The sequence below is a fragment of the Stenotrophomonas sp. CASM106 genome (genome assembly GCF_049384825.1).
Lineage (GTDB): Bacteria > Pseudomonadota > Gammaproteobacteria > Xanthomonadales > Xanthomonadaceae > Stenotrophomonas > Stenotrophomonas muris.
In genome coordinates, this window is the sequence record NZ_JBMRFS010000018.1 from 1 (window position 1) to 21,752 (window position 21,752).

General features: G+C 66.8%; 23 protein-coding genes, 1 tRNA gene and 1 pseudogene. 10 read left to right on the forward strand and 15 right to left on the reverse strand.

Annotated elements, in window-relative coordinates:
* A pseudogene (locus VG556_RS21925) lies at nucleotides 1–111 on the forward strand (IS110 family transposase); the annotation flags it as partial.
* An 11-nt stretch (nucleotides 112–122) separates the two neighbouring features.
* On the opposite strand, the gene VG556_RS21930 reads toward VG556_RS21925, so the two are convergent.
* The 5 genes from VG556_RS21930 to VG556_RS21950 all read right to left on the reverse strand — a co-directional run bounded on the left by VG556_RS21930 (nucleotide 123) and on the right by VG556_RS21950 (nucleotide 4,285).
* Nucleotides 123–509 carry a hypothetical protein gene (locus VG556_RS21930; protein ID WP_032957214.1) on the reverse strand — a complete coding sequence of 129 codons (387 nt, stop codon included), beginning with the start codon at nucleotides 507–509 and terminating at the stop codon, nucleotides 123–125.
* Nucleotides 510–1,065: 556 nt separating this feature from the next.
* Entirely contained in the window at nucleotides 1,066–2,436 is a 1,371-nt protein-coding gene (locus tag VG556_RS21935) for a sensor histidine kinase (protein WP_100450530.1), read from the reverse strand.
* Complete coding sequence (locus VG556_RS21940) at nucleotides 2,399–3,076, reverse strand: response regulator transcription factor (RefSeq protein ID WP_005410804.1); 678 nt, start codon at nucleotides 3,074–3,076, stop codon at nucleotides 2,399–2,401. The genes VG556_RS21935 and VG556_RS21940 overlap by 38 nt, the downstream gene beginning before the upstream one ends.
* A gap of 161 nt (nucleotides 3,077–3,237) precedes the next feature.
* Entirely contained in the window at nucleotides 3,238–3,699 is a 462-nt protein-coding gene (locus tag VG556_RS21945; protein WP_111144193.1) for a hypothetical protein, read from the reverse strand.
* Between the two features lie 115 nt (nucleotides 3,700–3,814).
* A complete protein-coding gene (locus VG556_RS21950; RefSeq protein WP_014648207.1) occupies nucleotides 3,815–4,285 on the reverse strand; it encodes a hypothetical protein in 471 nt (156 codons plus the stop codon).
* Here VG556_RS21950 and VG556_RS21955 point away from each other — a divergent pair.
* Nucleotides 4,275–4,406, forward strand: coding sequence for a hypothetical protein (locus VG556_RS21955; RefSeq protein WP_258391312.1), 132 nt, complete (start codon nucleotides 4,275–4,277; stop codon nucleotides 4,404–4,406). The two genes, VG556_RS21950 and VG556_RS21955, sit on opposite strands and share 11 nt — an antisense overlap.
* Here the strand turns inward: VG556_RS21955 and VG556_RS21960 are convergent.
* The 5 genes from VG556_RS21960 to VG556_RS21980 form a co-directional block, all read right to left on the reverse strand.
* Complete coding sequence (locus VG556_RS21960) at nucleotides 4,381–4,860, reverse strand: hypothetical protein (protein WP_032957208.1); 480 nt, start codon at nucleotides 4,858–4,860, stop codon at nucleotides 4,381–4,383. The genes VG556_RS21955 and VG556_RS21960 overlap by 26 nt on opposite strands.
* Before the next feature lie 258 nt (nucleotides 4,861–5,118).
* Complete coding sequence (rimK, locus tag VG556_RS21965; RefSeq protein WP_005418651.1) at nucleotides 5,119–5,997, reverse strand: 30S ribosomal protein S6--L-glutamate ligase; 879 nt, start codon at nucleotides 5,995–5,997, stop codon at nucleotides 5,119–5,121.
* A 177-nt stretch (nucleotides 5,998–6,174) separates the two neighbouring features.
* Nucleotides 6,175–6,393: a hypothetical protein gene (locus VG556_RS21970; RefSeq protein ID WP_046432239.1), complete on the reverse strand. Its 219-nt coding sequence runs from the start codon at nucleotides 6,391–6,393 to the stop codon at nucleotides 6,175–6,177.
* Nucleotides 6,394–6,516: 123 nt separating this feature from the next.
* Nucleotides 6,517–6,590: transfer RNA gene (locus tag VG556_RS21975), tRNA-Gly, on the reverse strand.
* Between the two features lie 160 nt (nucleotides 6,591–6,750).
* Nucleotides 6,751–8,604 carry an autotransporter outer membrane beta-barrel domain-containing protein gene (locus VG556_RS21980; RefSeq protein ID WP_100450531.1) on the reverse strand — a complete coding sequence of 618 codons (1,854 nt, stop codon included), beginning with the start codon at nucleotides 8,602–8,604 and terminating at the stop codon, nucleotides 6,751–6,753.
* A 207-nt stretch (nucleotides 8,605–8,811) separates the two neighbouring features.
* Here VG556_RS21980 and thiS point away from each other — a divergent pair, with 207 nt between their 5' ends.
* The 4 genes from thiS to VG556_RS22000 all read left to right on the forward strand — a co-directional run bounded on the left by thiS (nucleotide 8,812) and on the right by VG556_RS22000 (nucleotide 12,543).
* Nucleotides 8,812–9,012 carry a sulfur carrier protein ThiS gene (gene thiS / locus VG556_RS21985; RefSeq protein WP_005418796.1) on the forward strand — a complete coding sequence of 67 codons (201 nt, stop codon included), beginning with the start codon at nucleotides 8,812–8,814 and terminating at the stop codon, nucleotides 9,010–9,012.
* A gap of 118 nt (nucleotides 9,013–9,130) precedes the next feature.
* Complete coding sequence (locus VG556_RS21990) at nucleotides 9,131–9,925, forward strand: thiazole synthase (RefSeq protein WP_005418798.1); 795 nt, start codon at nucleotides 9,131–9,133, stop codon at nucleotides 9,923–9,925.
* Nucleotides 9,925–10,659 (forward strand): tRNA (guanosine(46)-N7)-methyltransferase TrmB, encoded by a 735-nt coding sequence (gene trmB, locus VG556_RS21995; protein ID WP_005410814.1) that lies wholly within the window; start codon nucleotides 9,925–9,927, stop codon nucleotides 10,657–10,659. Before VG556_RS21990 ends, trmB begins: the two co-directional genes overlap by 1 nt.
* Nucleotides 10,660–10,686: 27 nt before the next feature.
* The gene (locus VG556_RS22000; RefSeq protein WP_423180045.1) at nucleotides 10,687–12,543 is read left to right on the forward strand and encodes an SLC13 family permease; all 1,857 of its coding nucleotides are present in this window, start codon (nucleotides 10,687–10,689) and stop codon (nucleotides 12,541–12,543) included.
* A 303-nt stretch (nucleotides 12,544–12,846) separates the two neighbouring features.
* Here VG556_RS22000 and VG556_RS22005 read toward each other — a convergent pair whose 3' ends face one another.
* On the reverse strand, nucleotides 12,847–13,182 hold the full coding sequence (locus VG556_RS22005; protein ID WP_049404929.1) for a Rieske (2Fe-2S) protein: 336 nt from the start codon (nucleotides 13,180–13,182) through the stop codon (nucleotides 12,847–12,849).
* 178 nt (nucleotides 13,183–13,360) lie between these two features.
* Between VG556_RS22005 and VG556_RS22010 the strand changes: the two genes are divergently transcribed.
* The 4 genes from VG556_RS22010 (at nucleotide 13,361) to VG556_RS22025 (ending at nucleotide 16,560) form a co-directional block, all read left to right on the forward strand.
* Complete coding sequence (locus VG556_RS22010; RefSeq protein ID WP_005410817.1) at nucleotides 13,361–13,642, forward strand: hypothetical protein; 282 nt, start codon at nucleotides 13,361–13,363, stop codon at nucleotides 13,640–13,642.
* Nucleotides 13,643–13,717: 75 nt separating this feature from the next.
* Nucleotides 13,718–14,434: a fumarylacetoacetate hydrolase family protein gene (locus VG556_RS22015; RefSeq protein WP_019660190.1), complete on the forward strand. Its 717-nt coding sequence runs from the start codon at nucleotides 13,718–13,720 to the stop codon at nucleotides 14,432–14,434.
* 54 nt (nucleotides 14,435–14,488) lie between these two features.
* Nucleotides 14,489–14,893, forward strand: a complete 405-nt coding sequence (mscL, locus tag VG556_RS22020) for a large-conductance mechanosensitive channel protein MscL (protein ID WP_049404928.1) — start codon at nucleotides 14,489–14,491, stop codon at nucleotides 14,891–14,893.
* Nucleotides 14,894–15,138: 245 nt separating this feature from the next.
* On the forward strand, nucleotides 15,139–16,560 hold the full coding sequence (locus tag VG556_RS22025) for a M28 family peptidase (RefSeq protein ID WP_049404927.1): 1,422 nt from the start codon (nucleotides 15,139–15,141) through the stop codon (nucleotides 16,558–16,560).
* A 60-nt stretch (nucleotides 16,561–16,620) separates the two neighbouring features.
* Here the strand turns inward: VG556_RS22025 and VG556_RS22030 are convergent, their stop codons facing one another.
* The 4 genes from VG556_RS22030 to VG556_RS22045 form a co-directional block, all read right to left on the reverse strand.
* Nucleotides 16,621–18,072 carry an alanine/glycine:cation symporter family protein gene (locus VG556_RS22030; RefSeq protein ID WP_100450532.1) on the reverse strand — a complete coding sequence of 484 codons (1,452 nt, stop codon included), beginning with the start codon at nucleotides 18,070–18,072 and terminating at the stop codon, nucleotides 16,621–16,623.
* 10 nt (nucleotides 18,073–18,082) lie between these two features.
* The gene (locus VG556_RS22035) at nucleotides 18,083–19,075 is read right to left on the reverse strand and encodes a hypothetical protein (RefSeq protein WP_100450533.1); all 993 of its coding nucleotides are present in this window, start codon (nucleotides 19,073–19,075) and stop codon (nucleotides 18,083–18,085) included.
* A gap of 256 nt (nucleotides 19,076–19,331) precedes the next feature.
* Nucleotides 19,332–20,168: a TrmH family RNA methyltransferase gene (locus VG556_RS22040; protein ID WP_100450534.1), complete on the reverse strand. Its 837-nt coding sequence runs from the start codon at nucleotides 20,166–20,168 to the stop codon at nucleotides 19,332–19,334.
* Nucleotides 20,169–21,680, reverse strand: a complete 1,512-nt coding sequence (locus tag VG556_RS22045; RefSeq protein ID WP_100450535.1) for an alanine/glycine:cation symporter family protein — start codon at nucleotides 21,678–21,680, stop codon at nucleotides 20,169–20,171.
* Nucleotides 21,681–21,752: the final 72 nt, after the last annotated feature.

Genomic DNA, 21,752 nt, shown 5'->3' on the forward strand with positions numbered 1-21,752 from the left:
AAGGCCAAAGGCAAAGCGAGCAAGGTGGCGCTCGTGGCGGTCATGCGCAAAATGCTGGTGATCCTCAACGCCCGTAAGCGAGACGCCGAGGTGGCCCTCGGCTGCCCCTGACAAGACAGTTGCTACTCCAGCTGCAGGCGGGCGTAGCGGGCCAGTTCGCGGGCGCCGAGCAGCAGGCCGTCGACGACATCCGGGCTGAGCTGCTGGTGGGCACCGCCCTGTTCGCGGGCGGCTTCGGCGGCGTGCAGCACCTGCATGAGTGCATTCAAGCCGGCCAGGGTGCGGCTGAGACCGGCCATGGTGGCCGCTTGGGCCGGGCTGAGGCCCTGCGCTTCCAGTCGGCGACCGTCGGCTGCATCGCGACCGTCCATGCGGGCCAGCAGCGCGGGCAGCAGATCCTTGGGATCATCGAGCAGGGTTTCGATGCGCGCGGCGACGTCGGCCGGCAGCAGGTCGGCGGCTTCGCCGATCAGGGCGTGCAGTTGAGGGAACACGGGGCGTGCGGACATGGTGAATCTCCTCGCAGACGACGAGCCACCTGCGGATGCGAGGTGGCGGACGGTGCGGGTTGGCGTACCGGAGACCCAACAACTCAAGCGCGAGGAAAAAGACTCCAGCGGATTCTGATGAATCCCCACGCACCATCCGCCGAAACGAGGCAGGCGATGCATTTTCCATGATGAGCCGCAGCCCACCCGGAGCGCTTGAGTTGAAGGTTTTTTTCAGGACGCCAATCCCGGCCAAGGCACCTGCCCCGGCCGACCCATCTGGCCATCACGCAGCGCTGTGATCTGTAAGGAAATTCTCAAGCCGCCGCTGAGGGCACGAATGCGTGCATGCGGACACGCACGCGGCGTGGCGGCGATCACGGTGATGTCGTATTGGGCTTCTGGCGCATCACGACTGCGAAGTTAATTCGATGGCACTAGCGACACAGGGCGCTATACGGTGCCGGCGGGATTCGTGCCGACCAAGGTCGGCACCTACCAAAGCAGAGCCATTGCCGACCGAGGTCGGCAGCGACCAGAGCAGATCCAGATGCCGATCGAGGTCGGCAGTCGGCCCTTACAACGGCTTCGGCGAGAACGTCAGCGTGGCGATCACGCCGCGCTCGCCACCGGGGCGCACGCTGACCTGCCAGCCGTACAGATCGCACAGGCGGCTGACGATCGACAGGCCGATGCCACCGCCCTGCGAATGGCCGGCATGGGTGCCGCGATAGCCGCGCTGGAACAGCTTGGCGGCGTCTTCTTCGCTCAGGCCCGGGCCGCTGTCAGTGACCGACACTGAATTGCTGCCGACAAAGACGCGCACTTCGCCATCCTGCGAGTACTTCACCGCGTTGCCGATCAGGTTGCCCAGCGCCACCGACAAGGCCGCCTCCGGCGCATCGATCACCAGGTTGCGCTCGCCTTCCAGCGCCAGCTCCAGCGGCTTGCCACCCAGCTGCGCGCGGTGGGCGTCCAGCAGCTGTTCGGCCACGCGCGCGACGTTGCTGGTGCCCTGCCCGCGCTCGTTGCGCGACAGCAGCAGCAGCGCGCCGATCAGGTCGCTGCACTGCTGTTCGGCGCGCTGGATGCGCTGTAGCCGCTGCAGCACCTTGTCATCCAGGCCGGGCCGGGTCAGCAGCAGTTCGGTGGCGCCACGGATCACCGCCAGCGGCGTGCGCAGTTCGTGGCTGACGTCGGCATTGAACTCGCGGTCGCGCTGCACCACTTCGGTCAGTCGCGACGAATAATCATCCAGCGCCTGCGCCAGCTGCCCCACTTCGTCGTCGGGGAACCGCGGCGCCAGCGGCTCGGGATCACTGGTGCCGCCGCGATAGGCACGCAGCCGCGCGGCCAGGTCCGAGACCGGCTTCATCACCTTCGATGCCGACCACCAGCCCAGCACCAGCGACAACAGGCTGAACACCAGCACCGACAGCACCAGCGCGCGGTTGAGCTGCTGCCCACCGCGCACGCTGTCGGTCATGTCGTAGGCCAGGAATGCCCAGGCATCGGGCGTCTTGCGCACGGCAAGCTTGTAGGAATAGCGCTGGCCGCGCTCGTCCACGCCGCCCATGTTGTACAGGCCATCCTTGAACTCATACCAGTCCGGCTCTTCCTCGCGCAGCGCGTCAAACTTGTCAGGCTTGATCAGGCGCGCACGCATCTGCTGGACGGGCAGGTCGGGGTTGCGATCCGGGCTCTCGTAGAACCGCCGCACGTACTCGTTGATGTTGCGGTTCATCACGTCTTCCACCAGCTGGTTTTCCACGCGCATGCGGGCCCAGTTGGTGGCAAACGCGAACAGTGTCGTCAGGCAGAAGCCCAACAACACGAACGAGACGATGATGCGGCTGCGCAGGCGCCGCCGATACGGCGAACGCCGGCGCTCCCCCTTGGTTGCCACGGAATCAGGCTTCCGGGGTGGCGATGCGGTATCCGATGCCATGGCGGGTCTGGATCAGCGGCACTTCAAACGGCTTGTCGACCACCGCACGCAGGCCGTGGATGTGGACACGCAGCGAATCCGAGTCGGGCAGCTCCTCGCCCCACACGCGGGTTTCCAGCTCCTGGCGGGTGACCACGGCCGGCGCGGCCTCCATCAGGGCCTGCAGGATCTTCAGCGCGGTCGGGTTGAGCTGCAGCAGCTTGCCCTGGCGGCGCACTTCCAGCGTGTCCAGGTTGTATTCCAGGTCGCCGGTTTCCAGCACGCGGGTCTGCACGCCCTTGCCGCGGCGCGACAGCGCGTTCAAGCGCACTTCCACTTCCTGCAGCGCGAACGGCTTGATCAGGTAGTCATCGGCGCCGGAATCGAAACCGGCCAGCTTGTTGTCCAGCGAGTCGCGGGCGGTCAGCATCAGCACCGGGGTCTGCTTGCGCGCTTCGTTGCGCAGCTTGCGGCACACTTCGATGCCATCCATGCCCGGCAGGTTCAGGTCCAGAACGATGGCGTCGAACTCGTGGACCACGGCCAGGTGCAGGCCGGTCACACCGTCGGCGGCGAAGTCCACGGTGTGGCCACGATCCTCAAGGTAGTCGCCAAGGTTGGCGGCGATGTCGCTGTTGTCTTCGATTACGAGAATGCGCACTGGGACCTCTGGTTCTTGAAGGGTCGTCGGGGGGCCAGGCCCACCCGCTCAGGATGCCCCTGCGTGGGTGGACGCGACGTCTACCTGCTGAACGATACAGGTTCCATTCTTAACATTTCGTACCGAAGGGCCGACACCGGCAAAAGCCCCGCGTCAGCCGGTCAGCGGCTGATGCGCTGCTGGTCGGTCAACGCCCGGCGGCTGTCTTCCTGGGCCTTGCGACGCTGGGCCACGGTCAGGCAGACGCTGGTCGGCATGTTGCTGCCGGTAAGGCGCTCGCGGCGGCAGATCATGCGGCTGTCGGCCTGGGCGCGGGTCATGATGGTGTTGACGATCTCCTGCTCGTTGAACAGGTCGTTGCGCTCCTGCGGGGCCAGCTCATCCACCTTCTCCCGGCCATTCATCTTGACCCGGATCCGGTTCAGTGCCTGCTGCACGCGACTCTTGTCCTCCAGCCCGATCTCGCTGTAGTCCTCGCTGCCCATGGCCGTTTCAACGCGGCGGATCTGCTCGGACACCGGGGTGAAGGCATCCATCTGCACGGTGTCCTTCTGCGCCTTGGCCTGCACGGTGGCTACCAGGCCGAGCGACAGCATCAGGGCAAGTGTCGTGTTGCGGTACATGACGAGCTCCATGTTCGTCCATGAATAGGGTCTCGACTTTACGATTCCGCCGATGCGCCCACAAGGGACGCACGGCAGGGTGACCGATGGCGGCATGCGACCGGTCCGGCAGCGATCAGGGCTTGTAGTTGTTGAAGCGCTGGTTGTCGTTGAGCGCCTTGCGGCTGTCTTCCTGCGCCTTGCGGCGCTGGGCCACGGTCAGGCAGACACTCTGCGGCATGTTGCTGCCGGTGGTGCGTTCACGACGGCAGACCATGCGGCTGTCGGCGTGGGCGCGGGTCATGATCGTGTTGATCACTTCCTGGTCGTTGAAGATCTCGGTGCGGTCCTGCGGACTGACCTGCTCCACGCGTTCGTGGTCGCCCATCTTGATCTTGATGCGGCCCAGCGCCTGCTGCACGCGGCTTTTGTCTTCCAGCCCGATCTCGCTGTAGTCCTCGCTGTTGATCGCCGTCTCAACGTTGCGGATCTGTTCGGCCACCGGTGCGTTGGCGTCGAACTTCACCTGCCCTTTCTCGGGCTTGGCGTGGGCGGTGGTGGCCAGGGCCAGGCCCAGCATCAGGGCGAAGGGGGTCATGCGCTGCATCGTTACCTCCAGGTTCTTCCATGAGTGGAACATCGATCCTGCGGTGCCACCGATGCGCCGTCACAGCACGCTCGATGGGCCGAAGGGCGGTGCGGTCAACGCCCGGCGGGCGGTGGGCTGAGCGTGTTGTAGCTGCGCTGGTCGTTGATCAGCGCCTTGCCTTTCTCTTCGATCCGGCGCCGTTCGGCCACGGTCAGGCAGCGGCTCTTGGGCATGTTGCTGCCGGTGGTGCGTTCGTACCTGCAGATCTGCCGGCTGTCTTCATGGCCACGCGCCAACAGGGTGTTGATGCGTTCCTGCTCGTTGAAGACCTCGGCCTGCAGCTGCGGCGGCAGCTCCTGCACGGTCTGGCGTTCGCCCATGTGCTGGCGGATACGCGACAGCGACTGCTGCACCTGGCCGCGATCCTCGGCGGACAGTTCGGCATAGTCGGGGGCGGCCAGGGCGGTTTCCACCTGACGCATCTGCTCGGCGACCGAGCCCTGCCGGTCCATCTGTACAGCCACTTTCTCCGGCTTGGCGGCAACAGCGCCAGACAGGCCCAGCAGCAACGCGATCATCATGATGCGGTACATCGCCAACCTCCCGATCCATCCCGGAACGAAGGGCCAACTCTACGACCGTCACGCGGCCTCCACAAGAGACCTTGGGCATGGGGCCGACAGGCATAAAAAAGGCCCAGACGGTGCACCCGCCTGGGCCTGAAGTCGTATCCCGATACCGATCCTGCTGAGAGGCAGAGCTGCGGTTCGCTGAAGCCTACGCCCGATCCGATTAAAGCCTCGTTAAAGGCCCGGATCATTTGCCGGTGAGAATCATAACCCCATGGATAATCAGGGTTTTTTGATCTTCTCTACGTGCTCGATGATGCGTGTCGCCACGTCGACCCCGCAGGCCGCTTCGATGCCTTCCAGCCCGGGCGTGGAGTTGACCTCCAGCACCAGCGGGCCGCGCGCGGAACGGATCAGGTCCACGCCGCAGACCGACAGGCCCAGCGCCTTGGCCGAACGCACCGCCACCTGCTGCTCGGCACGGCTGGCCTTGGCCGCCACGGCGGTACCCCCGGCGTGCAGGTTGGAGCGGAAGTCGCCCTCCGGTGCCTGCCGCTGCATCGACGCCACCACCTGGTCGCCCACCACGAAGCAGCGCAGGTCGGCCCCCTTGGCCTCGCCGATGAATTCCTGCATCAGGAAGTTGGCGTACAGGCCGCGCAGCGCTTCGACGATGCCGCGCGAGGCACTGGCCTTCTCGGTCAGGATCACGCCGCGCCCCTGGGTGCCTTCATTGAGCTTCACCACGTGCGGCGGCGGGCCCAGCATGGACAGCAGGTCGACGGTGTCGTCGGGGTTGTCGCCGAACACGGTGACCGGCATGTCGATGCCCTTGGCCGCCAGCAGCTGGTGCGCGCGCAGCTTGTCGCGCGAACGCAGGATGGCGTCGGACGGATTGGGCGTGCGCGCGCCCATCAGCTCGAACTGGCGCAGCACCGCGGTGCCGTAGCGGGTGATCGAGGCACCGATGCGCGGAATGACCATGTCCACGCCGGTCATTGGCCGGCCCTTGTAGTGCATGGAAAAGCCATCGGCGGCGATGCGCATGTAGCAGCGCAACGGGTCCAGGATGCGCACGGTGTGGCCGCGCGCGCGCGCCGCCTCGACCAGCCGACGGGTGGAATACAGGGAGCTGTTGCGGGACAGGATGGCGAGCTTCATCGCGGTGGGATCGGTCGGCAGGCGCGAAGCATAGCGCGGGCGTGTGGCGGGTGGATGATGCCTGGCCCGTGCCGCCTGCGCCGGTAGTGGCCGGCTCCTGCGGCGACGATTCCGGCGAAAGAGTAACCGTCGCCGGATACACCACAGGCCCGCATCACCATGCGGGCTGGTTCCGCTTCAGAACCCGCGCGCGGATTCACCCAGCGCTGCGATGCAGGCCATCTGCGTGACCGATCCGGCCGAGGTCCCCTCATAGATCTGCCACAGAAGCTGCGCGGCCTTCGGCCCACCGGCGCGACCCAGTGCGCGCACTGCCGCCAGCTGGCGGGAGGTGCCGGCACCGGAGTTCTTGTAGATCTCATGAAGGCTGCCGACGACGTCGTCCTTCGTTTCCATGCGCTGCTTCCGTGTAGGAAATGCGGCAACGCTAACCGGGCGCGTATGGCCGTGGATATGAAACTAATCAGAAATGAAGAAGGCCGCTGATGAGCGGCCTTCTGTCTACACGCGTGGCGTGATTGGAGCGGGCGATGGGAATCGAACCCACGTCAGTAGCTTGGGAAGCTACAGCTCTACCATTGAGCTACGCCCGCAGTACGCGGTGAAAGTCTATGCGGTTGGGCCAGTGTTGCGCAATGGCAGCATGCCGCAATGGGGTCAGAGCCGTTTCCTGGCGGAAACGGATCCGACCCCCGGCGCAACAGGTCAGAGCCCTTTCCTTGCGGAAAGGGATCCGACCCCAGCGGGTGCTGCTTAGAACGTGCCGCTGAAGTTGGCGAACAGGGTAGCGTCCTGCGCGCGCTTCTGGCCGGTCGAAGCGCTCAGGCCGAAGTTGCTCTGCAGGCCGAACAGTTCGGTGCGGGCACCCAGCACGACGGTGGCGTAGTTCTTGTCGAACTTCAGGCCCGGCACGCGGTAGCTGCCCAGTTCCGGCAGGGTCTGCAGCCAGGCGCTGGCCTGCTTGGTGTCCTCGAACTCGTGATCGTAGGTCACCTGCGCGTACGGCTTGACGGCGCCGCCATCGAAACGGGCCTGCCAGCCGATGCGGCCGACGGTCGAATCGACGTTCTGGCGGTCGTAGCCCAGTGCGGTGGCCAGGGTGCCAGCCGCAGCGCTTTCGCTGTAACCGTCGATCTTCACCTTCTGCCAGATCACCGAGGCGATCGGGCCGTGGCGGAAGCCGCCTTCGGTGCCGAACTCGTAACCGGCGTTCAGGGCCGCGGTCAGGTTGCTGCCGTCCGGCGAACCACCATGCTCACGGGTGGCCGGGCCCAGCTGGACCTTGCGGTTCACGTCATAGGACAGCCAGGTGTAGCTGACCTGGCCGTTCACCCAGATGCGGTCGCCATACCAGCCGGCGAACAGACCGGCGGTGGTGTCCTTCTGGGTGAAGTCGCCACGGCTGTTGCCGAAGTCGGCGCTGAGGCGGCCGAAGCCGGCGAAACCGCCGAACACCATGCCGTCGCGGGACCAGTCGATACCGAACAGGCCGGCCGGGGCCAGGCCGTCGTACAGGTCGGCGTGGTCGTAGCGCTGCAGGTCGCCACGCACGCCGCCCCACCAGGACAGGCCGTCAGCCGGCCGACCGCCGAGGTGCATGCTGACCTGGTCGGCACGCGAGCGGCCGATGGTCTGTGCCGAGTGGCTCAGCACCTGCTGCAGGCGCGGGCCTTCCAGCACCGAGACCGCGTACTGGCCCAGCAGCTGATGACCGGCAGTGGTCGGGTGCACGCCATCGGCGAACAGGTAGGTGTTGGCCGCATCCGGGCTGACGTAGCTGGTCGGGTTGCAGGTCAGGATGCTCTGCGTCGAGTTGGCCGGATCGATCTTGCAGGCGGTGCTGGTGACGTTGGTGAAGCCGTACATGCCCGGGTTGGCGGTCACTTCACGCAGGATGCTGAAGGTGTCGAGCGGAATGAACTCGATGCCCGCCTGCTTCAGACCACCGTACAGGGCCTTGTTGTAACCGGCCGACAGTGCAGTGGCGGCGGCGGCGTTGGGGCCACGGAACTGCGGAGTGATGCCCACGTCCGGCAGATTCGGCACGAGCACGTACTGGGCACCGGCCTGCTTCAGGGCGCCCACCAGCGCGATCTGGTCGGTGACCGCGGCGCCGATGATGCCCTGCACCTGGGCCTGCGAGGCACCACCGGCCGCTGCGCGCGTGGCCGCGAACAGATCATTGGCACCGCCCCAGACGGTGTACAGGGCATTGGCGTCAGCCTTGCCACCATTCGCAGCAAGGTAACGGGTCGCCTGCGACTTCAGCGACGGAATGGCTCCGAGGCCACCCGCTTCGTCGGCCGATACACGGGCGCCGCCGACGGCGTAGTTGTCACCGTTCTGGCCATTGCCGTTGGGCGTGCCGTTGAGGCCGTAGTAGTTGGCGACCTGCTGCGCCCACACCCAACCCGGGTTGGTGGTGAACTGGCCGGTCACCGGACGCACATCGGCCGGCAGCAGCGGGCGGAAATAGCCAGCGTCGGTCAGGCTGTCACCGAAGAACACGGCCTTGGAATAGGGGGATTCGCCTGCCATGGCCGGAAGCGCGGCCAGCGCGATCGCGGCCGCCATCAGGGAGCGGATCGGGCGTTTGCTGAGCAGCATGTAAAAAACTCCTGTGGGGATATCGTTGAGGACCCGGCGGACGTACGCCGGCGCACGGTGAATGGTTCCACTGCGCCGCGTTTTGCTCACGCTGCGCCGCCGCATGGATTGTCGCCTGAGGGCGCTGGACCACGCTGTGCCGGGGCTGGCGATCAACGAAATTTGCAAGGGTTCCGATCCGCGCAGGCCATCGGCGACAATGCGGCGATGAACATCCAGCTCAACGGCGAACCCCGTACCCTGCCCGCTTCGGCGACCCTCCACGACCTGCTGCAGGCCGAGCAGCTGCTGCAGCGCCGGGTGGCGGTGGAGGTCAACGGCGAGATCGTCAGCCGCAGCCGCCATGGCGAGCACGTCCTGGCCGAAGGCGACGTGGTGGAGATCGTGCACGCGCTGGGCGGGGGCTGAGGCCTGCGCGGGTGTTCAGGGGTCAGATCCCTTTGCCGATGGCAAAGGGATCTGACCCCACGCTCGACCCCGCCCTCTGCGTGACCCCATCTTCAGGCGGATAAGCGATAATCGCGCCATGAACGTTCATGTCTCCCCCGATTCGCTGGTGATCGCCGGCAAGACCTATGGCTCGCGGCTGCTGACCGGCACCGGCAAGTTCAAGGACCTGGAAGAAACCCGCCTGGCCACCGAGGCCGCTGGCGCCCAGATCGTCACCGTGGCCATCCGCCGCACCAACATCGGGCAGAACCCGGGCGAGCCGAACCTGCTGGACGTGCTGCCGCCGGAGCGCTTCACCATCCTGCCCAACACCGCCGGCTGCTACACCGCCGAGGACGCCGTGCGTACCTGCCGGCTGGCCCGTGAGCTGCTGGACGGCCACAACCTGACCAAGCTGGAAGTGCTGGGCGACCAGAAGACCCTTTACCCGGACGTGATGCAGACCCTGAAGGCCGCCGAGCAGCTGGTCAAGGACGGTTTCGAGGTGATGGTCTATACCTCCGACGACCCGATCCTGGCCAAGCGCCTGGAAGAGATCGGCTGCGCTGCGGTGATGCCGCTGGCCGCGCCGATCGGTTCGGGCCTGGGCATCCAGAACAAGTACAACCTGCTGCAGATCATCGAAGACGCCAAGGTGCCGATCATCGTCGACGCCGGCGTCGGTACCGCGTCGGACGCGGCGATCGCGATGGAGCTGGGCTGCGACGGCGTACTGATGAACACCGCCATTGCCGGTGCACGCAGCCCGGTGCTGATGGCCAGTGCGATGCGCAAGGCGGTCGAGGCCGGCCGCGAGGCGTTCCTGGCCGGGCGCATCCCGCGCAAGCGCTACGCCAGCGCCTCCTCGCCGGTGGATGGGCTGATCGGCTGATGACCAATCCTTTTGACAGCGCCGGTTCCAAGGCTCCGCCCAAGCCCTTCACCGTAAGCGAGGGCCGCCGCGAGGTGCGCAGCTTCGTGTTGCGCCAGGGCCGCTTCACCCCCGCCCAGCAGCGCGCGTTCGACGAACGCTGGCCGCGCTTCGGCCTCGACTACACCGGCCAACCGCGTGACCTGGACGCCACCTTCGGCCGCCCGGCACACAAGGTGCTGGAAATCGGCTTCGGCAACGGTGCCGCGCTGCGCTTCGCCGCCCAGCACGACCCGTCACGCGATTACATCGGCATCGAAGTGCACGCCCCGGGCGTGGGCCGGCTGCTGAACGCGCTGGCCGACGACAACGCCGACCACGTGCGCCTGTACCACCACGATGCGGTGGAAGTGCTGCAGAACGAGATCGCCGATGGCGCGCTCGATGAAGTGCGCATCTACTTCCCGGACCCGTGGCACAAGAAGCGCCACAACAAGCGCCGCCTGCTGCAGCCGGCGTTCGCCGAACTGCTGGTGCGCAAGCTGCGCCCGGGCGGCCGCCTGCACTGCGCGACCGACTGGGAAGACTACGCCGAGCAGATGTGGGATGTGCTCGATGCCACCGCCGGCCTGGTCAACCGTGCCGGCCCGCGTGGCAGCGTGCCGCGCCCGGACTGGCGCCCGCAGACCCACTTCGAGACCCGCGGCCAGAAGCTCGGCCACGGCGTCTGGGACCTGTTGTACGACCGCACCTGACGATCGCCTGAGGACGCCGCGCCCCACATGGATACCGCGCTGACGCTGACCAACGACATGAAGCTCGTGCTCGGGCTGGTCGGCTTCACGATGGCGATGTTCCTGTTCGAGCGCATCCGCGCCGACGTGGTCGCGCTGGTGGTGCTGGTGGTGCTGGTGGTGCTCGGTGTCACCGGACTGATCGCGCCGGAGGAAATCTTCGGCGGTTTCTCCGGTAACGCGGTGATGAGCATCATCGCCACCACCATCCTCGGTGCGGGTCTGGACCGCACCGGGGCGCTGAACCGGCTGGCCGCCTGGCTGCTGCGGCGCGGCCACGGTGTCGAGCAGCGGCTGCTGATGATGACCACGGCCATCGCCGGCCTGAATTCATCCTTCATGCAGAACCCGTCGGTGATGGCGTTGTACCTGCCGGTCGCCTCGCGACTGGCAGCGCGCACCGGGCTGACGATGCAGCGCCTGCTGCTGCCGATCTCGGCGGCGATCGTGATGGGCGGCGCGCTGACCATGGTCGGCAATTCGCCGCTGATCCTGCTGAACGATCTGCTGGCCTCGGCCAACAACAACCTGCCCTCCGGCCTGGCCACCATCGAGCCGCTGCGCATGTTCGCGCCGCTGCCGATCGGCGTGGCACTGCTGGTCGCCTCGCTGCTGTACTTCCGCTACTACGGCGACCGCAAGCTGATCGAGGAAGAAAACCTGGTCAACGACGGGGTCACCCCGGCGCGAACCGAGAGCTACTTTGCCAAGACCTACGGCATCGAAGGCGATGTGTTCGAGCTGGTGGTCAGCGCCGAAAGCCCGCTGGTCGGCATGACCCTGGGCGAGGCCGAGACCCTGCACGATGCGCCACTGCTGCTGGCCCTGAAGACCGGCAATGACACCCGCCTGGCGCCGCCGGCGGAGATGCGCATCTGGGTCGGCAGCGTGCTCGGTGCGATGGGCCCGCGCCAGCAGATCAGCGACTTCGCGCAGAACCAGTTCCTGCGCATGTCCTCGCGCCTGAAGCACCTGGGCGACCTGTTCAACCCCAGCCGCGCCGGCATTTCCGAGGCGGTGGTGCCGCCGACCTCGAACGTGATCGGCAAGAGTGCGGCCGACCTGCGCCTGCGCAAGGAGCGCGGCATCAGCCTGCTGGCGATCAACCGTGACAAGCAGGTGATCCGCGAGGACGTGCGTGACGTGCAGCTGCGCGCCGGTGACATGCTGGTGTTCCACAGCATCTGGACCGACCTGGCGCAGGCTGCCAAGAGCCGCGACTTCGTGGTGGTGACCGACTACCCGACCGGCGAGCAGCGCCCGCACAAGTTCAAGATCGCGATGGCGATCTTCGCGTTGACCATCCTGATCGCGCTGACCAGCAAGCTGCCGGTGGCGCTGACGCTGATGACCGGCGTGGCCGGCATGCTGCTGACCGGCGTGCTGCGCATGGACGAGGCCTATGCCTCGATCAACTGGAAGACGGTGTTCATGATGGCCGGGCTGATTCCGCTCGGCTGGGCGATGGACTCCAGCGGTGCGGCCGCGTGGGTGGCCGGCCATACCATCGACAAGCTGCCGACCGGCATTCCGGTGTGGGTGCTGGAGGTGGCGCTGGCGCTGCTGACCACGGCGTTCTCGCTGGTGATCAGCCATGTGGGCGCGACCATCGTGATGGTCCCCATTGCGGTGAACCTGGCACTGGCGGCGGGTGGCAACCCGACCGCGTTCGCGCTGATCGTGGCGCTGTCGGCGTCCAACAACCTGATGACGGCCTCCAACCCGGTGATCTCGATGATCACCGGCCCGGCCAACTACACCCCGCGCGAGATGTGGCGGGTCGGCGGCCCGTTGTCGCTGATCTACACCTGCGTGGTGGTGCTGATGATCAACCTGATGTTCTGAGGGACTTGATCGGCAGGGCTGCGCCCTGCACCTGCAGAAGCCGAAGCAACAGCAACAGCGGGCATTCCGTGGGATGGCGGGGCACTGTGGGTTTGCGGGGACGCCGTAAACCCATCCATGGGGGCTTGGCCGCGGCATCCATGCCGCTCACACCCCGCAAACCCACAGTGCGCCGCCTTCGACAGTTTCACGCGGCTGGTGGTGGGTGCCGACCGTTGGTCGGCACGGATCTCGCTCTGGTAGCTGTCGACCTTGGTCGACACGGCTTTTGTAGCGTCGAGCCGTGCTCGACTGCTTCTGGCCTCAAGCCAGGTAGACCTGCCCGTCGCGCACGCCCACCGGCACCGCGCGCAGGCGGTCGCCCTTGCACGGGCCGGCGATGCAGTCGCCACTGTCCAGCGCGAACGACGCGCCATGCGCGGCGCACACCAGGTGGCCCTCGCGGCTCTTCAGGAACTGCCCCGGCGCCCAGTCCAGGCGGCGGCCGGCATGCGGGCAGATGTTCAGGAATGCGCGCACCTGCGCGCCGTCGCGGTACAGCACCAGCGATTCGGCATCGCCATCGACCACCGCTTCGACCTCGGCAAACGCGCCATCGGCAATGGCATCCAGGGCGATCAGGGCAGCAGCGGCAGTCATGGCGAAGGCTCGTACGGTAAACCCGCATTGTCGCATGCCCACTCAGGTGACTGGCTGCGACATGAACACAAGTCATTGATCCGTAATAAGCACAGGCTATATTTAACGAGTTTTTCACTCAATGACAGTGGCGCGTCCCGATACTCTGGTTTCGCTGATCCCAGCCTATCGAGCCGCCATGTTCAATCGCGCATCCGCCTTCAACCAGTTCCGCACCCTGTTCGCGCCGCGCAAGCCGCGCCACCCGCTGGTGCGCGTTGCCGTGGGCCTGCTTGGCCTGGCGATCCTGGCCGCGATGGTGTTCATCGGTGTGTTCGTCGGTGCGGCGATGATCCTGGTCGGCCTGGCGTGGAAGCTGCTGGCCTCGCGCAAGCCGGGTGTTGCCCGCCCGGTCGACCCGACCGTGGTCGAAGGCGAGTACCGCGTGGTACGCAAGCCGGTGCTGCCGGCCTCGCGCTGATCCACCTCCTGCGCGCCCGCTGACGGCGGGCGCCATGCGTTCTAGACTGCGGGCACGCCCTTCCTGGATGCCCGCATGTCCGATGTCTCCGATGTGATCCCTGCCGTAGCCTTGCCGCGTGTGCCGGTAGCCGGTGGTGGCAGTTTCCCCGTGCACCGCATCTACTGCGTCGGCCGCAACTTTGCCGACCACGCCCGCGAAATGGGTGCGGCAGTGCCGGCGGCCGATGACCGTGGCCGCCCGATGTTCTTCAGCAAGCCGGCCGATGCGATCGTGGTCGGCCACGACGATGCGATCCCCTACCCGCCAGCGACCGCCAACCTGCACCACGAAGTGGAGCTGGTGGTGGCGATCGGCCGCGATGCGCCCGCCGGCGAGCTGGCCGTGGCCGACGCCGACGCACTGGTCTACGGCTATGCCGTCGGCCTGGACCTGACCCGCCGCGACCTGCAGGCCGCGGCCAAGGACAAGGGCCACCCGTGGGACGCGGCCAAGGGCTTCGACGCCTCCGCGCCGATCAGCGAAATCGTCCACGCCGAGGAAGTCGGCGACCTGGCCGCGCTGAACCTGTCGCTGGAGGTCAACGGCGAGGTGCGCCAGCAGGCTCTGCTCGACCAGATGATCTGGAACGTGCCGGAGATCCTGCATGAGCTGTCCAAGCTGTGGCAGCTGCGTGCCGGCGACCTGGTGTTCATGGGCACGCCGTCCGGCGTGGCCGCGCTCAAGCCCGGCGACCGCTTCAGCGCGCGCCTGGAAAACGTGGCCGAGCGCCACGGCGTGATCGCCGGCTGACATCACCTGCGCTACCCTGCGCGCTGTCCACTTCCCCACCGGAGAAAAACAACAATGGGAATGCTCACCGAGTTCAAGGAATTCGCGATGCGCGGCAACGTCATCGACCTCGCCGTCGGCGTGGTGATCGGCGCGGCCTTCGGCAAGATCGTGACCGCACTGGTCGAGAAGATCATCATGCCGCCGCTGGGCTACCTGATCGGCCGCGTGGACTTCTCCAGCCTGGCCTGGACGCTGTCGCCAGCCCGGCTCGGACCGGATGGCAAGGAGATCCCGGCGGTGGTGGTTGGCTACGGCGACTTCATCAACACCGTCATCCAGTTCGTGATCGTGGCTTTCGCGATCTTCCTCGTGGTCAAGGCGATCAACCGCCTGTCGCGCAAGAAGGAAGCGGCACCGGCGGCGCCGGCCGAAGAAGTGGTGCTGCTGCGCGAGATCCGCGACAGCCTGAAGAAGTAAGGGTACCGGGCGCGTATGGGCGCCCCTCCCACCTGTAGAGCCGAGCCCACGCTCGGCTGATCTGCAAAAGGCAGCCGAGCATGGGCTCGGCTCTACAGAAGCAGGCGAAAGCCCCGCTCCGGCGGGGCTTTCGCTTTGCTGCATCTGGCGGAAAACAGCATCCGCGCCAGCCATGACCTCCCGCCCATGCGCCGGGCTGAACGACTGTTAAGCTCCAAGGCTTAGGTCCCTTCCCGGAGTTGTCCATGCGTCGCCGCGTCCTTGCCATCGCATCCTCCCTCGCCCTGCTGGCCGTCCCGGCCTTCGCGGCACCGCGCACCACCACCCTGCCCCCCGCCTCGCTGGCGACCGCCGCGCAGCTGCGCGACCAGGCGCTGGCCGATGACACCGGCTGGAAGGTGGTCGAGTCGCTCACCACCGAGATTGGTCCGCGCATTGCCGGCAGCGAAGCCGATGCCCGCGCCGTTGCCTGGGCCGAAGCCAAGTTCAAGGCCCTGGGCTTCGACAAGGTGTGGAAGGAGCCGGTGACGTTCCCGAAATGGGAGCGCCGCAGCGAACACGCCGCCGTGACCGGCAGGAACCCGCAGCCGCTGCAGATCACCGCACTGGGCGGCAGCCCGGGGGGCACCGTGGAAGCCGAGGTGGTGCGCTTCCCCGACCTGGCCGCGCTGCAGGCCGCACCGGCAGGTTCGCTGAAGGGCAAGATCGCCTTCGTCGATTACCAGATGCTGCCCTTCCGCGATGGCCGCGATTACGGCCGCGGCGGTGCGATCCGCAGCAAGGGCCCGTCCGAAGCCATCCGCAAGGGCGCGGTCGGCTTCCTGATGCGCTCGGCCGGCACCGACTCGCACCGCGTGCCGCACACCGGCATCACCCGTTTCGATGACGGCCTGACCCCGGTGCCGTCGGCCGCGCTGTCAGTGCCCGATGCCGACCAGCTGGCCCGCCTGCTGGCCCGTGGCAGCACCACGGTGAAGGTGGCACTGGATTGCGGCTGGGACGGCACCGCCACCTCGTACAACGTGATCGGCGAGATCACCGGCCGCAGCCTGCCGAAGGAAGTGGTGGTGATCGGTGGTCACCTGGATTCGTGGGACCTGGGCACCGGCGCCGTGGATGACGGCGCGGGCGTGGGCATCACCATGGCCGCCGGCCACCTGATCGGCCAGCTCAAGCAGGCACCGAAGCGCACCATCCGCGTGATCGCCTTCGCCAACGAGGAACAGGGCCTCTACGGCGGCAAGGCCTATGCCGAGGCACACGCCAAGGACGTGGCCCTGCACCAGCTGGCCGCCGAGAGCGACTTCGGCGCAGGCCGCATCTACGCCTTCAATACCGGTTCACCGAATCCGGAAGGCTCGCGTGAAGCGACGAAGCAGATTGCCGAAGTAATGAAGCCGCTGGGCATCGAGTACCAGGCCGACAAGGGTGGCCCGGGCCCCGACGTCGGCCCGCTGGCCGCCAAGGGCGGTGCGTGGGCGTGGCTGGCGCAGGATGGCTCGGACTACTTCCACCTGCACCACACCGCCGACGACACGCTGGACAAGATCGACCCGAAGGCGCTGGCGCAGAACGTGGCCGCGTATACCGTGTTCGCGTACCTGGCGGCGGAAGCCGACGGCAGCTTTGGCAGCGAGGCCAAGGCGACCACGCCGCCGAACGAGTGATGCGGTGACACAGGGGGTCAGAGCCCTCGCCCTTGGCGAGGGATCTGACCCCTGATCGTATTAGCTCTCCCAGACCCGGGTGTTGCTTACCCCGATCGTCTGCGGCTTGAACAGCGGATCACGCTGCTTGCGCTTCTGCGCCTCGTAATCGCGCAGTGCGGCCAGGGCAGGCCTTTGCAACAGCAGGATGGCGATGATGTTCAGCCAGCTCATCAGGCCGACGCCGATGTCGCCCAGCGACCAGGCCACCGTTGCACTGTTCACCGCCGAGTAGCCGGTTGCCGCCAGGAACAGCAGCTGGAAGCCGCCCATCACCCAGGGCGTCGGCCGATCACGGCACAGATAGCTGACGTTGGTCTCGGCCATGTAATACAGCGCCAGGATGGTGGTGAACGCAAACGGCAGGATCGCCAGCGCCACGAACGAACGGCCGAAGCCCGGCAGCGTCGATTCCACCGCGTGCTGCACGAAGCGTGGCCCGGCTTCGACTCCCGGCAGATTGCCCAGCAGCAGGCGCGCCTCATCCGGAATACCGTTCACCGCCGGGTCGTAGACGTTGTACAGGCCGGTGGACAGGATCAGGAAGGCGGTCGCACTGCACACCACCATTGTGTCGATGTAGACCGAGAACGACTGCACCAGGCCCTGCTTGACCGGATGCGAGACTTCCGCGGCGGCGGCCGGATGCGCACCACTGCCCATGCCGGCCTCGTTGGACAGCACGCCACGGCGCACGCCCCACTGGATGGCGGTGCCGATCATCGCGCCGAACGCCGCATCCACGCCGAATGCACTGCGCAGCACCAGCATGATCACCTCCGGCACCCTGTCCGCGTTGAGCACCATCACCAGCGCCGCGACCAGCAGGTAGGCCACGGCCATCAGCGGCACCACCCATTCGGCCACGCGCGCAATGCGCCGCACACCGCCGATGAGGATGGCACCCAGCACCACCAGCAGAACCGCCGTGGTGGTCATCACCGGCACGTCCCAGGCCTCGTTCACCGCGCTGGTGATCGCATTGGACTGAGTGCCAGCCAGCATCGCGCCCGCCAGCACCGTCACCAATGCGAACAGCACTGCATACCAGCGTTGGCCGAGGCCTTTTTCGATGTAGTACGCCGGGCCGCCCCGGTACTGCCCCTTGCCGTCGCGCTCCTTGTAGATCTGCGCGAGCGTGGACTCGATGAAGGCGCTCGAGGCGCCGAGGAAGGCGACGATCCACATCCAGAAGATCGCGCCGGGGCCGCCGAAGGCGATGGCCATGGCGACACCGGCGATGTTGCCCACGCCCACGCGGCTGGACAGCGAAAGGGACAACGCCTGGAACGGCGACACGCCGGCATCGGAGCGCTCATGGCGGAACATCAGGCGCAGCATGTCCGGCAATGCACGCAGCTGGATGAAGCGCGTGCGCACGCTGAAGTACAGCCCGGTGAGCAGGCACAGCACTACCAGATAGGGGCTCCAGACGATGCCGAGGATCGTGTTGACGATGGATTCGATGTTCATCGGCGGCCCCTCAGAAGAACATGCCCAGGGCGACCTGGGGGCTGATGATGCGGCCGGTGTTGCGGCCAGCCACGCTGAACTCGACGCCGGCGATCAGGCCCAGTGACGGGCTGAAGTGGTACTCCACGGCCGGCGCCAGAGTGACGCTGCGGCTGGCCGGGCGATGCTCGTCGATGCGTTCGAAACCACCGCTGGCGTTGCGCGCGAAACCCCTCAGGCGCTGGCCGGTCTCGCGGCTGGCGGCCACTTCCATCACGCCCACCCAGCGCGGATTGAAGCTGTACTCGGCGCCGACCGACAGGCCCAGCACCGACCCCCGGGAGATGTGCCCCTGGAAGCTGTCGTCGGTGCCGTAGACGCTGGCCCCGGAGATCGCCGTCCGCGACGGCGCAGGCCCGGCGCTGAGCTGGGCACGCCAGCGCAGCGGGCGGTCGTTACCCAGCCAGACCACCTGCTGCACGCCCACTGCGGCAGTGGTGCGCTGCACACCGTCGCCCTGCGCATCGAGCGGATTGCCGGTGATGCGGTCATGGCTGCCGGTGCTGAAGCGCTGCACCAGCGCGACCGAGATGGCCGGACGCGTGCCATCGGCATTGGGCGCCTGCAACAGGTACTGCAGGCGCGCGGTGGTGTCACCGGCACGGAAACCACTGCTGCGCGCGCCGCCCTGTTCGGCACGCGATGCACTGAGATTGACCTGCCCCATCACCCGGTCGCTGAAGCCGTAGATGATCGGTACCACCGTTGCCCATGCGCCGCTGCGTTGCCCACTGCGGCGGCGATGGCCGCCATCGTCGTAATGATCGCGGCTGTCGATCCGCACCAGATAGGGTTCGATGTACCAGTTGCCCTGCGGCAGGCCAGCCGGGTTGGGGGTGATCAGCGGCCCGGTGAAGTTGACGCCGTCCAGGCTGCGTTCTTCGGCCAGCGCCGGCGAGGCTGCAAGCGCGCAAAGCACCAGCAGCGGGGATGCGCGCAGCGCGTGGTGTTGGATTCGATGCATGGAACCACTCCTGTCCGACGTTGGATGGAGGTCCACCGTGCGATGCAGGATGCGGCTCAACAATGAGACAAATTCTAAAAGTGCGTACTCATGCATCAAGCATGCTTGATGCAACCTGATCAGTCGCAATCAGCATGCTTTGCAGGCGGCATCCCGCGTGCGACCCGCGTGATCATGCTGACGTCCTGCAGGATCCGCGCAAAAAACCCGGCCACGAGGGCCGGGTTCCAGGTGACCGCGTGGTGCAACAGGCGTGTCAATCGCCGCGGCGGCTCGCCCACTGCGCCAGCAGTACCGCCGTGGCCGAGGCCACGTTCAGGCTCTCCACCGCGCCGCTGCCGGGAATCGAGACCTGCTGGTCGCACGCTCCCGCCAGGCTGCGGTCCATGCCCTCGCCTTCGGCGCCCATCACATACACCAGGCGGGCCGGCAGCGAGGTGCGGAACACGTCGTCACCGCCCTCCACCAGGGTCGCCGCCAGGCCGAAGCCGGCCGCACGCAGCTGCGTCATCGCCTGGGCGGTCTCCGGGAGCTGCACCAGCGGCACCGCTTCTGCACCGCCCTCGGCCACGCGCGCGGCGGCACCGGACAGCGCCAGCGTGCTGCCGGCCGGCAGCAGCAGCGCCTTGGCGCCGAAGTGTGCGGCCGAGCGCAGGATCGCACCGAGGTTGTGCGGGTTGCCCACGCCATCAAGCCACAGCGCCAGCGCCGGGCCGTCGCCGACCTGCTCCAGCCACTGCGCCAGCGGCAGCGCCGCTGCGCGCAGCACATCGGCCACCACGCCTTCGTGGTGGGTGGTGCCGGCAAGCTTGTTCAGATCGCCGTCTTCAACCACGCGATACCCCACGCGGTTGGCCACGCACCACTTCAGCAGCGGCTGCAGGCGCGGAATGCGCGCCTCCAGCAGGTACAGCTTGCGCAGCGCCTGTGGCCGCGCTTCGAACGCGGCCAGCACGGCATTCAGGCCGTACAGGCGCAGCTCGTCGCTGCCACCGCGCCCACCACCGCCCGTGGCCGGCACCTCCGGGCGCGGCAACGGCGTTGCGCGCGGCGGACGGGCGGACGGGCGGCGGTTGTTCCAGGGGTTGTTCACTTACACACTCTCCTGCTTGCGCTGGCGCCAGAAATCGGCGTTCTTGATGCCCAGGGCATCAGGGTCGAACACCGGATCCAGGCCCAGCTTCTTCTGTCGTTCGTAGTCACGCAGGGCCAGCATCGCCGGCTTCTGGATGATGAGGATGGCAATGATGTTCAGCCAGGCCATCAGGCCGACGCCGATGTCACCCAGCGCCCAGGCCAGGGTCGCATTATGGAACGCGCCGAACACCACCATGCCGATGATGCCCAGGCGCAGCACCAGCACGGTCAGCGGGCGCTTCCTGTTGTGGTTCACATAGCTGAGGTTGGTCTCGGCCATGTAGTAGTACGCCATGATGGTGGTGAAGGCGAAGAAGAAGATGGCGATCGACACGAACGCCGAACCCCAGCCCGGGAGCACCGCTTCCACGCCGGCCTGGGCGTAGCCCGCACCTTCGGGAATGCCGGCCAGGCCCTGGAAGATCGGCGGGGCGCCGGCGCCTGCCGCCGAATACACGTTGTAGGTACCACTGGCCAGGATCAGGAACGCGGTGGCGGTGCACACCATCATGGTGTCGAAGTAGATCGCGAAGGCCTGCACGTAGCCCTGCTTGGCCGGGTGCGAGACTTCCGAGGCGGCCGCTGCATGCGGGCCCGAGCCCTGGCCGGCTTCGTTGGCATAGATGCCACGCTTGATGCCCCACTCCACCGCCAGGCCCATCATCGCGCCGAACGCGGCGTGGGTACCGAAGGCGCTGCTGAAGATGATGTTGAACATCTCCGGCACGCGGTCGTAGTTGATGATCATGATGACGATGGCCATCAGGATGAAGCCGGCGGCCATGAACGGCACCACCACTTCTGCGAAATTGGCGATGCGCTTGACGCCGCCGAAGATCACCACGCCCAGCAGCAGCGCGACCACGATGCCGATGCCCAGCTTCAGCGCCTGCACCGACTCCATGCCGAAGGCCTGGCCATCGATCGGACCGCACAGCGCGGTGCCACGGCAGGCGTTGATGATGCTGTCGGCAATGGCGTTGGCCTGTACGCCCGGCATCAGGAAGCCGGCGGCGATGATCGTGGCGATGGCGAAGGCCAGCGCGTACCACTTCAGGCCCATGGCCTTTTCGATGTAGTACGCCGGGCCACCGCGGTAGCGGCCTTCGGCGTCCTTGGTCTTGTAGATCTGCGCCAGGGTGCATTCCACGTACGACGTGGACGCGCCGAGGAAGCCCATCACCCACATCCAGAAGATCGCACCGGGGCCGCCGAAGGCGATGGCCGTAGCCACGCCGGCGATGTTGCCGATGCCCATGCGGCCGGCCATCGACATGGCCAGGGCCTGGAACGAGGACACGCCGGCGTCGGATTTCTCACCCTTGACGGTGAGGCGGCACATCTCGAAAAAGCCACGGATCTGCATGAAGCGCGTGCGCAGGCTGAAGAACAGGCCGGCGCCCAGGCACACGAAGATCAGTGCCTTGCTCCAGATGATGCTGTTGATGAAGTGTACGGTTGCTTCCACGCGCGCTCTCTCCAGTCGGCGGGTTGTAAGGACGTCCCGTCGGCTGGAAGGGACCGGTCGATTCTCCCTGAT